Source organism: Pseudomonas meliae, assembly GCF_001400515.1.
Classification (GTDB): domain Bacteria; phylum Pseudomonadota; class Gammaproteobacteria; order Pseudomonadales; family Pseudomonadaceae; genus Aquipseudomonas; species Aquipseudomonas amygdali.
On the sequence record NZ_LJQT01000116.1, the window covers coordinates 1 to 10,072 of the forward strand.

The window sequence follows — 10,072 nt, forward strand, 5'->3', positions numbered from 1 at the left end:
CAAAAAAACTGATACTCCCTCGCCAAGAGGATGCGCAGCCACCTGATGCAGGCCTGCGCAGAGCCCTGCGTTGTGCAATCACACAACGCACGCCCTCCACAGCCGTGCAAAACCCCAAAGCGTTTTCATGGACGCCACCCTATGATCGGCAGTGCACCTGACAGCTCCATAGCTGCATAAAAACAACAAGCACAGAGGAACACACGCCATGACCGCTACCTCGACCCACGAGGCGGGCGACGCTGACGGCAATCATGTCTACCGTCGTATCACCCTGCGCCTTATTCCATTTATCTTCATCTGCTACCTGTTCAATTACCTGGACCGCGTGAATGTCGGTTTCGCCAAGCTGCAGATGCTCGACGCCCTGAGTTTCAGCGAGACTGTCTATGGCCTCGGTGCCGGTATCTTCTTCATTGGCTACGTGCTAATCTGGCGCTGAACCGCTTCGGGCCGCGCCGCTGGATCGGCCTGATGATGATTACCTGGGGCATCTTCTCGACCTGCCTGCTGTTCGTCACCACGCCAGTCGAGTTCTACGTCCTGCGCTTTCTGACCGGCATGGCAGAGGCCGGCTTCTTCCCCGGCATCGTGTTGTACCTCTCGCGCTGGTATCCGAACCAGCGTCGCGGACGGATCATGGCACTGTTCATGTCGGCCATTCCGGTCTCCGGACTGCTGGGCGGTCCGTTTTCCGGCTGGATCCTCAACCATTTCGCAGCGGGTCAGGGCGGCATGGCGGGCTGGCAGTGGATGTTCCTGATTCAAGGCCTGCCGACCGTGGCGCTCGGTGTGCTGGCGTTCGTTCTGCTCTGTGACAAGGTCGAGGACGCACGCTGGCTGACGCCTGAGCAGCGCCAGCGGGTCAAGACCGATATCACCAACGATGAACTGAGCCGTCCGGTGCAGGGTAAAAGCTCGGTGGCTTCGGTGCTGAGCATGCCGTTCATATGGATTCTGGGCTTTATCTATTTCTGCATTCAGAGCGGTGTCTACGCAATCAACTTCTGGCTACCGTCAATCATCAAGAACCTCGGTTTCAGCGATGCCCTGGTGATCGGCTGGATCAGCGCCGTGCCTTACCTGATGGCAGGCGTGTTCATGCTGCTGGTCGGCCGCTCCGCCGACCTGCGCAATGAGCGCCGTTGGCATTTGGTGGTGCCGATGCTGATGGGTGCCACGGGCCTGATCATCGCCGCCAACTTCGCGACAGTGCCCATCATCGCCATTCTCGGCCTGACCATCGCGACCATGGGTGCCCTCACCAGCCTGCCGATGTTCTGGCCCTTGCCAACCGCACTGCTCAGCGCCAGCGTTGCAGCGGGCGGGCTGGCGCTGATCAATTCGATCGGCCAGATGGCAGGTTTCCTCAGCCCGTATCTGGTGGGCTGGATCAAGGACCAGACCGGCTCGACCACTCTGGCGCTGTACTCGCTGGCCGCGCTGACCATCGTCGGCAGCCTGGTGGCCTTGCGAGTCAGTCGTCAATCGAAAGGCAAGGTTGCGGCGACCGCCTGAACTTAACCACACCGTTCTCTTGAGCCAGGCCATGTGCCTGGCTTTTTGATTGAACCTGTCACTTTCAGGCAGAAACCCTACCCAAACATGAAAAAAACGATCAAAAAGCTTGCCAGCAATGATTGATTCAATCATTATCGTTTTACTAAAAATAAAACGAGAACCTGGCCATGCAATTTCGCGGCATCATTCCAGCTCTGGTCACACCCTTCACCGCTGATCAGCAACTCGACGAGCAAGCCCTGCGCAATCTGATTGAAAACCTCCTGAATGCAGGCGTTCACGGGCTTTTCGTACTGGGCACCAATGGCGAATTCTTCACCCTTTCCGAATCGGAAAAACTCAAAATTGCTCTAATCACTGTCGAAGCCGCGGCAGGACGTGTGCCGGTTGTGGTCGGTACCGGCGCGTTCGCCACGCACGAAGTGATTGAAATGAACAAAAAGATGATTGATGTGGGCGCAGATGCCCTGTCGATCATCACGCCGTACTTCAATGCCATCAGCCAGTCCGAACTGATCAAGCACTACACAGCCATCGCCGACGCTGCCGAGCTGCCGCTGATGATGTACAACATCCCGGCCAAGACCGGCATGTCGATCGGCATCGGTGCCGTGGCAACCCTCAGCCAGCATCCGCAGATCAAGGGCATCAAGGACAGCGCCGGCAATTTCGACGCACTGGTGCAGATGATGCAGTACCGCAGCGACGACTTTGCGGTGTTCGCCGGAACCGACTCGCTGATCTACTGGAACCTGCTGGCTGGCGGTGACGGCGCTATTGCCGCAACCGCCAACGCCGTGCCGGAGGTGGTCATGTCGATCTGGAACAACTTCCAGTCAGGCAACCATGAAGCGGCCCGTGCCGCGCAGGAAGCCCTGCGCCCGCTGCGCGATGCCTTCGCGCTGGGCACCATGCCGGTGGTGCTGAAAACCGCAACGCAACTGCTCAATGTCCCGGTCGGCCCGTGCCGTGCGCCCGTGCAGCCGCTCGATGCCGCCGCACTGGAAAAACTCCAGAACCTGCTGGCCGTCTACCGCCAAGCCTGAGGTAATCGCGATGTCTGCTACCTACCACTTCCAGACTGTGAAACATTTGCTCCACGGTCCCGGCAGCCTCGACCTGCTGAGCGAAAAACTGCCGCTGCTCGATGTGCCGGTCAAAAGCGTAATTCTGGTTACTCAGAACGCCATGCATAACCTGGGGGTTACCCAGCGCGTCACCGAGCAACTCAGTGCGCAGAATATCCGTGTGCACATGCTTGATAACGTCGAAATCGAACCGACGCTGGAAAATATCGAGCGGGTATTCCGCGAAGATGTCGCGCCGCACGCCCCGGACGCCCTGATCGCGATTGGCGGGGGCAGCGTGCTGGATGCCGCCAAGCTGTTCGCCGTCATGCTGACCAACGACACACCGCTCAGAGACCTGCTGGGCATCGACAAGGTGACTCACCCCGGCAAGCCTATGGTGCTGGTCCCGACCACGTCCGGTACGGGGTCGGAAGTGACGCCCAATGCCATCGTCACTCTGCCCGATGAAGAACTGAAGATAGGCGTCGTCAGCCGTCATCTGCTGCCGACGCTGGTCATTCTCGACCCGCTGCTGACCCTCAGCCTGCCGCGCCCGATCACCGCCGCGACCGGCATGGATGCCTTCACCCACTCGCTGGAGTCCTTCATCTCCACCAAGGCCAACCCGATCAGCGATGCGTTTGCGCTGGAATCGATGCGCCTGATCGCAGGCAGCATTGTCGAAGCCTGGCAACAACCGGAATCGGTTCGCGCACGTGGCGACATGCTGCTGGGCTCGATGTATGGGGGCCTGGCGCTGACCGCCGCCGGAACCGCAGCGGTGCATGCACTGGCTTACCCGCTGGGTGGCAAGTTTCAAGTCACCCACGGCGTGGCCAACGCCATGCTGTTGCCTCACGTGATGGCTTTCAACCTGGACAGCTGCGCCGAACGCCTCAAGCGTGCGGCACTGGTCTGCGGCGTGGCACAGCAGGACGACAGTAACGAGACCGCTGCCCACAAGCTGATCGGACAGATTCGCCAATGGACCCAGGTGCTGAACATCCCACAAAACCTGCGTGAATTCGGGGTTGCCGAAGAGCATCTGGCGGACATGGCGGTAGCGGCTTCCAAGGTCACACGCCTGATGACCAACAACCCCAAAGTCCTCAGCCTGGATGATATCCAGCAACTGTATCGGTGCCTGCTGCCATGAGCCGCGCCGAATTTCCGGGCCTGCTGATCATTGCTGACGACCTGTCGGGGGCAGCCGATTGCGCAGCGGACTTTGCTTCACGGATCGACACTCATGTGGTCCTGACCGGCAATGCCAAAGACTTGTCGGGGGTGATCGCCATTGATGCCGACTCACGTCGCCTTGACCCGCAACAGGCCGCCGAACAGAACCGCGCAGCCCTGCAACAGCAATCCCGAATCGGTATGGCGCTGTACAAGAAAATCGACTCCACACTGCGCGGCAACGTCGCCAGTGAGGTCGATGCCTTGCAAGGCCTGCGCGGCATGGCGCTGGTCGCTCCGGCGTTCCCGGCCATGCAGCGCACGACCGTTCAGGGCGTGCAATTGATTGACGGTGTGCCAGTCGATCAGAGCGATGTCTGGCGCAACGAGAACCTGCACGGCACCGGCAACCTGCTGGATCTGTTTGTCGCGCAGGGCCTGCGTACCCAGTGGCTCGGCCTGGACACCCTACGTGACTCTTCACGACTCAAAACCACATTGCGCAACGCACTTGAACAGGGTGTGCAGGCGCTGGTCTGCGATGCAGAACTGGACAGTGACCTGCTGCAACTGGCCCAGGCATCGGTGGCCTGGCATGACGAACTGTTCTGGGTCGGCTCGGCCGGGCTGGCTCGCCATCTACCGCACGCCTTCGAGCTGGCCGAAGCCTTGCCGATCAAGGTCGAGCCGCGTTCTCCGGTGCTGACCGTGGTGGGCAGCATGTCCCGGCATTCCCAGGCCCAGGCCGACCGACTCGCACAGGCCAGCAAGCCACTGTGCCTGACACTGCAACCGGCAATGTTACTCAATGAAGATGCGCACGCCGAGCGCGCCGCAGCATACCTGCAACTCCAAGAGCATCTGGCTACCGGGCGAGATGTGCTGGTACGCCTCGATCAACAACAACGCGACCCGGCGCAGGCGGCCACATTGAGCAACGCGCTGGCGCAGTGGCTGGCCCCCTCCCTGCCCCATGCCGGTTCAGTGGTAGCCACCGGTGGCGAAACCGCCAGAGCCATTCTGATTGCAGCGGATATCAAACGCTTGACGCTGTTTGGCGAACTGGCCACCGGCGTGGTTCTGGCCGAGGCCCGACTGGGCAAGCACACGTTCAATGTCGTGACCAAAGCCGGGGGGGTCGGCTACCCCGACACCTTGCTCACCGCCTGGCAAATGCTCCACGCACCGGCTGCGACCGGCACCCCTTTCAACGAGGAAGCTTCCTATGTCTGAGCGTCTGTCTGAACGTCCCGTCATTGGTATCACCATGGGCGACGCCGCCGGGGTGGGACCGGAAATCATCATGAAAATGCTCACCCACGCCTCGGTGTACGCCACCTGCCGTCCGCTGGTGATCGGCGATGCCCAACGCCTGGAAGACGCCAACCGCATCGTCGGCAGCCAGTTGCGCGTCAACAGCATCGCCAGCCCTGCAGAAGCCCGTTTCACCCAGGGCACGGTGGACTGCATCGATCTGGGCCTGATACCCGCTGACCTGCCCTACGGCAAACTGTCAGCGGTGGCCGGCAATGCAGCCTTCCGCTACATCGAGCGCACCGTGCAACTGACTCAGGCCGGAGAGCTGGACGCCATATGCACCGCCCCGCTGAACAAGGAAGCTCTGCACGCAGGCGGGCATATCTTCCCCGGCCACACCGAAATGCTCGCGCACCTGCTGGGCATCGAAGAAGTCTCGATGATGTTGATGACCCCGACCTTGCGCGTCATTCACGTCACGACGCACATCGGCATCATCGATGCCATTGCGCGGATCGAGCCAGGGCTGGTCAAGCGCACCATCGAACGCGCCCGGGAAACACTGATCCGCGCCGGTATCGAAAATCCGTTGATCGCGGTGTGCGGCATCAACCCGCATGCCGGGGAAAACGGCCTGTTCGGTTATGGCGAGGAAGCCACCAAGATTCAGCCCGCAATCGATGAACTGCACGCCCGCGGCTGGCGTGTGGAAGGCCCGCTGCCCGCCGACACGCTGTTTTTCCGCGCCGGACGTGGCGACTTCGATGCAGTGGTTGCGATGTACCACGACCAGGGCCACGGCCCGGTCAAGGTCATGGGCCTGGAAGCCGGCGTCAACGTAACCATCGGCCTGCCGGTCATTCGTACCTCGGTGGACCACGGCACCGCTTTCGACATTGCCGGCAAAGGCATTGCCGACGAACGCAGCCTTATCGAAGCCATGCGTCAGGCCGTGGAACTGGCAACCCGTAAACGCGACACCCGCAATTCCATCGCCGTCTGAGGTCGTTACCGGTACTGACCCAACGATCCCCAGCGGCACCCCATAACGCGCCAGAACAACAACAATGGAGCGAGACTGATGGATACCTTCAACGCGCAAGACACCTCGATCATCATCGGCATGGTGGTCGTCTATATCGTCCTAACCACCTGGATGAGCATGCGCCTGCGCAGCAAGACCAGCGAGCAATACATGGTCGCCTCGCGCACCATGCCCGCCTTCGTCGTCGGCGTGCTGATGATGTCTGAATTCATCGGTGCCAAGTCTACGGTCGGTACGGCACAGGCCGCTTTCGAGAGTGGTTTCGCCGCCTCCTGGTCGGTGATTGCCGCGGCTATCGGCTTTCCGCTGTTCGGCCTGTTGATGGCACGCAAACTGTACAGCTCCGGAGAGTTCACCATTTCCGGCTTCATCGCCAAAAAATATGGCACCTCCACCAAGCTCGCGGTCTCGATCATCATGATCTACGCGCTATTGCTGGTGAACGTCGGTAACTACGTCAGCGGCGCGGCAGCCATTGCCACGGTATTGAAAATAAACCTGACCACCGCGGCGTTCATTACGGCGATCATCAGCACGCTGTACTACGTGTTCGGCGGCCTGAAAAGCGTGGCCTACATGAGCATCCTGCACACCGGCGTGAAATACATCGGTGTGTTGATCGTGCTGGGTGTGGCGCTGAAAATGACCGGCGGCTTCAGCCCCGTGGTGCAGAACATGCCCGAGCATTACTTCACGTGGGACGGGGCCATCGGCGGCTCGAAAATCATGGCCTGGATGATCGGCACGGTCGGCGCGATTTTCTCCACGCAGTTCATCATTCAGGCCATCTCCTCGACCCCGAATCAGAACGCGGCACGCCGCTCGACCTTCTACGCCTCGCTGCTGTGCATCCCGATTGCCTTGGCGCTGGGCTTCATCGGTGTCGCCTCCAAATACCTGCACCCGGAAATGAGCAGCCTGTACGCCCTGCCGATCTTCCTGCAATCGATGAGCCCGGTATTGGCTGGCGTGGTGACCATCTCGCTGGTTGCCTCGATTTTCGTCAGCGTCAGCACCGTGGCGCTGGCCATCGCCTCGCTGGTGGTCCGTGACTTCTACGTGCCGTGGCGCAAGCCGTCGGTGGATCAGGAGTTCAAAACCACCCGCCTGATTGCACTGGTGATCGGTTTTGTGCCGCTGTTCTTCGTATTCTTCGTGCCCGAGATCCTTAACCTGTCGTTCTTTACCCGTGCCCTGCGCCTGTCGATTGCCGTGGTCGCCATGATCGCGATCTACTTGCCGTTCTTCGGTTCGGGCCGAGGCGCTACCTTGGGGTTGATCGCTTCAGCCATCACCACCAGCGTCTGGTATCTGCTGGACAACCCCTACGGCATCGACAACATGTATATCGCGCTGGTGACACCGGCTATCGTCATTGCCATCGAGCGACTGCTGCCGCAGTCCGCGTCGTCCAAACCTGCTCAAACCGAGGTTCCCCATGCCAACCGCTGATACCCGCCAGGACGCGTTCCTGCCGACGCCTTACGCGCAGAACCATGCCGCGAACCTGCACGAGCTGGCCGACGGCACCCTCCTGTGCACCTGGTTCGCCGGTACTCAGGAGGGCATGGCAGACATCTTCGTGCTGCTGTCGCGCCGCGACCCGGCCACCGGCGTCTGGAGCGAGCCACAGAAAATGTCCGAAGATTCGTCCCGCTCGGAACAGAACCCGATTCTGTTCCAGGCACCCGGTGGCCCGTTGTGGCTGATCTGGACAGCACAGATTTCCGGCAATCAGGAGACCGCCATCATCCGCCGTCGTCTGTCACTGGATAACGGCCAAAGCTGGGGGCCGATTGATACCCTGTTCGACGAGCCCGGCACCTTTGTGCGCCAGCCGCCAGTGGTGCTGGATAACGGCGACTGGTTGCTACCGGTCTGGTACTGCATCACCGGGCCCGGCGAAAAGTGGGTCGGCAACCATGATGTCAGCGCGGTGATGATCTCCACCGATCAAGGCCACAGCTGGACGCGCCACGATGTGCCGGACAGCACTGGCAGCGTGCACATGAATGTTCATCAATTGCCGGATGGCAGCCTGCTCGGCCTGTTCCGCAGCCGCTGGGCGGACTTCATCTACAGCAGCCGCTCAACCGACCGTGGCCGCTCCTGGAGCGCCCCGACGCCGACCGAACTGCCTAACAACAACTCGTCGATCCAGTTCGTGAAGCTGGCGACCGACGAACTGGCCCTGGTCTACAACCCGGTCAGTGCCGAAGGCCACGCCCAGCGCCGGGCCTCGCTGTACGACGAAATAGAGGATGAGGGCGACGACCGCGTCACACCGGGCGCACGTCAGGACGGCAAGGCAGCGGTGTGGGGCATCCCCCGCGCACCGATGAGCCTGGCGATCTCCCGCGACGGCGGGCACAGCTGGCCAACCCGGCTGGACCTGGAGCTGGGTGACGGCTTCTGCCTGACCAACAACTCGCAGGAAAAGCTCAATCGCGAGTTCTCCTACCCCAGCATCATTCAGGCCGCCGATGGCAGCCTGCACGTCGCGTTCACCTACTTCCGGCAGAAGATCAAGCATGTCCACCTGCCGCTGAACGCGATCCGCTGACCCACCCGCGTCGATTGGCCTGTTGCCGATCGACACCTTTGCGGAACCCATGTCATGCCCGAACCGATTCAGTCCGTACTCGTCACCGGTGCCAGCTCCGGCATCGGCAAAGCCATTGTCACGCGCCTGCTGGAACAGGGCCTGCAGGTCACCGGTCTGAGCCGGCGTGCGCCGGACCTGCAACACCCGAACTTCACCTGGCGCGAGTGCGACCTCAATGACTTCGCCGCGCTGGACAAGGCGCTGCAACAGACGCAGCACATCGATGCGCTGATCCATGCGGCAGGCTTCATGCGCACCGCGCCGCTGGGCGAGCTGAACGCCGCCGATGGCCAGGCCATGTGGCATCTGCATGTCGCCGCTGCCAGTCACATGGTCAACGCGCTGTACCCACGGCTGCGCGCCGGTTCGCGGATTCTGATGATCGGCAGCCGGACCATGCAGGGTGCCGCCGGACGCAGTCAGTACGCTGCCAGCAAAGCGGCGCTGCAAGGCATGGTTCGTTCCTGGGCCATCGAACTGGCGCCACGCGGCATCACCGTTAACCTGATCGCCCCTGGTGCCACCGAAACGCCCATGTTGCTGGCCCCCGGACGCAGTGGCACGCCACCGCGAAAACCGCCCATAGGCCGCTTTGTGCAACCGGATGAAATCGCCGGTCTGGCGGCCTTTCTGCTTGGCCCCGACGCGGGTGCAATTACCGGGCAAAGCCTGGTGGTGTGCGGCGGTGCGTCGTTGTAAGGTTGCATCCCGTTTCCAGGCTTTAACGCAAGGGCTGTAATGAAAGTCGCCAACCGTCGTCAAGCGATACTCGAACTGGTTCTTTCCGGCAAATCCAATGTGGACGAGCTGTGCGCCCAACTGGGCGTCTCGGAAGCCACCGTACGCCGCGACCTCACAGCCCTGGCCGAAGATGGCTTGATCCTGCGCACCTATGGCGGCGCGGCGCATGTCGGCCAGCGCGAACCGGAAACCTCGCTGGAAGAGCGAAGCCGCCAGCACAGCCAGGAAAAAATGGACATCGCCCGTGCCGCGTTGGCGCATATCAACGATCACGACACACTGTTTCTTGAAGGCGGCACCAGCACCAGCGCGCTGGCGCACATTCTCAACCAGCGNNCATGTAATCACCAACAACCTGTTGGCACTCAGCGATCTGGCGTTGATACCCGATGGGCGCATTACCGTGCTGGGCGGCACACTGCGGGCATCGAGCATGTCGACTTATGGGGTGGCGGCGCAGGCAGCGCTGGAACACCTGAGCGCCGACAAACTGTTCATCAGTGCCGACGGTGTGGTGGCTGAACTGGGCCTGTGCGAGGCCAGCGCCGAGCAGGCGTACCTCAAGGAAAACATGCTGGCGCGGGCTGCACAGGTTTTCGTACTGGCCGACATCACCAAGCTGGGCCGCGCGCGTCAGCAGCACTGGACACCGTT

General features: G+C 61.3%; 7 protein-coding genes and 2 pseudogenes. All 9 read left to right on the forward strand.

Annotated elements, in window-relative coordinates; all coding sequences use genetic code 11:
• The first annotated feature begins 208 nt into the window (after positions 1-208).
• A pseudogene (locus tag ALO64_RS05305) lies at positions 209-1,518 on the forward strand (MFS transporter).
• 170 nt (positions 1,519-1,688) lie between these two features.
• On the forward strand, positions 1,689-2,567 hold the full coding sequence (gene dapA / locus ALO64_RS05310; protein ID WP_010212556.1) for a 4-hydroxy-tetrahydrodipicolinate synthase: 879 nt from the start codon (positions 1,689-1,691) through the stop codon (positions 2,565-2,567).
• A gap of 10 nt (positions 2,568-2,577) precedes the next feature.
• A complete protein-coding gene (locus ALO64_RS05315) occupies positions 2,578-3,747 on the forward strand; it encodes an iron-containing alcohol dehydrogenase (protein WP_005731530.1) in 1,170 nt (389 codons plus the stop codon).
• On the forward strand, positions 3,744-5,003 hold the full coding sequence (locus tag ALO64_RS05320; RefSeq protein WP_044345097.1) for a four-carbon acid sugar kinase family protein: 1,260 nt from the start codon (positions 3,744-3,746) through the stop codon (positions 5,001-5,003). Before ALO64_RS05315 ends, ALO64_RS05320 begins: the two co-directional genes overlap by 4 nt.
• A complete protein-coding gene (gene pdxA, locus ALO64_RS05325; protein WP_005731526.1) occupies positions 4,996-6,030 on the forward strand; it encodes a 4-hydroxythreonine-4-phosphate dehydrogenase PdxA in 1,035 nt (344 codons plus the stop codon). The genes ALO64_RS05320 and pdxA overlap by 8 nt, the downstream gene beginning before the upstream one ends.
• 78 nt (positions 6,031-6,108) lie before the next feature.
• The gene (locus ALO64_RS05330; protein ID WP_044345096.1) at positions 6,109-7,524 is read left to right on the forward strand and encodes a sodium:solute symporter family protein; all 1,416 of its coding nucleotides are present in this window, start codon (positions 6,109-6,111) and stop codon (positions 7,522-7,524) included.
• The gene (locus ALO64_RS05335; protein WP_005731524.1) at positions 7,511-8,635 is read left to right on the forward strand and encodes a sialidase family protein; all 1,125 of its coding nucleotides are present in this window, start codon (positions 7,511-7,513) and stop codon (positions 8,633-8,635) included. The genes ALO64_RS05330 and ALO64_RS05335 overlap by 14 nt, the downstream gene beginning before the upstream one ends.
• A gap of 54 nt (positions 8,636-8,689) precedes the next feature.
• A complete protein-coding gene (locus tag ALO64_RS05340; RefSeq protein WP_044317781.1) occupies positions 8,690-9,376 on the forward strand; it encodes an SDR family NAD(P)-dependent oxidoreductase in 687 nt (228 codons plus the stop codon).
• 39 nt (positions 9,377-9,415) lie between these two features.
• Positions 9,416-10,072 (forward strand): annotated as a pseudogene (locus tag ALO64_RS05345) (DeoR/GlpR family DNA-binding transcription regulator); the annotation flags it as partial.

What these genes read in the sequence shown, in the direction of transcription:
- ALO64_RS05330 (WP_044345096.1), top strand. Translation starts at nt 6,109, where the DNA reads ATGGATACCTTCAACGCGCAAGACACCTCGATCATCATCGGCATGGTG.
- ALO64_RS05315 (WP_005731530.1), top strand. Translation starts at nt 2,578, where the DNA reads ATGTCTGCTACCTACCACTTCCAGACTGTGAAACATTTGCTCCACGGT.
- dapA (WP_010212556.1), top strand. Translation starts at nt 1,689, where the DNA reads ATGCAATTTCGCGGCATCATTCCAGCTCTGGTCACACCCTTCACCGCT.
- pdxA (WP_005731526.1), top strand. Translation starts at nt 4,996, where the DNA reads ATGTCTGAGCGTCTGTCTGAACGTCCCGTCATTGGTATCACCATGGGC.
- ALO64_RS05335 (WP_005731524.1), top strand. Translation starts at nt 7,511, where the DNA reads ATGCCAACCGCTGATACCCGCCAGGACGCGTTCCTGCCGACGCCTTAC.
- ALO64_RS05320 (WP_044345097.1), top strand. Translation starts at nt 3,744, where the DNA reads ATGAGCCGCGCCGAATTTCCGGGCCTGCTGATCATTGCTGACGACCTG.
- ALO64_RS05340 (WP_044317781.1), top strand. Translation starts at nt 8,690, where the DNA reads ATGCCCGAACCGATTCAGTCCGTACTCGTCACCGGTGCCAGCTCCGGC.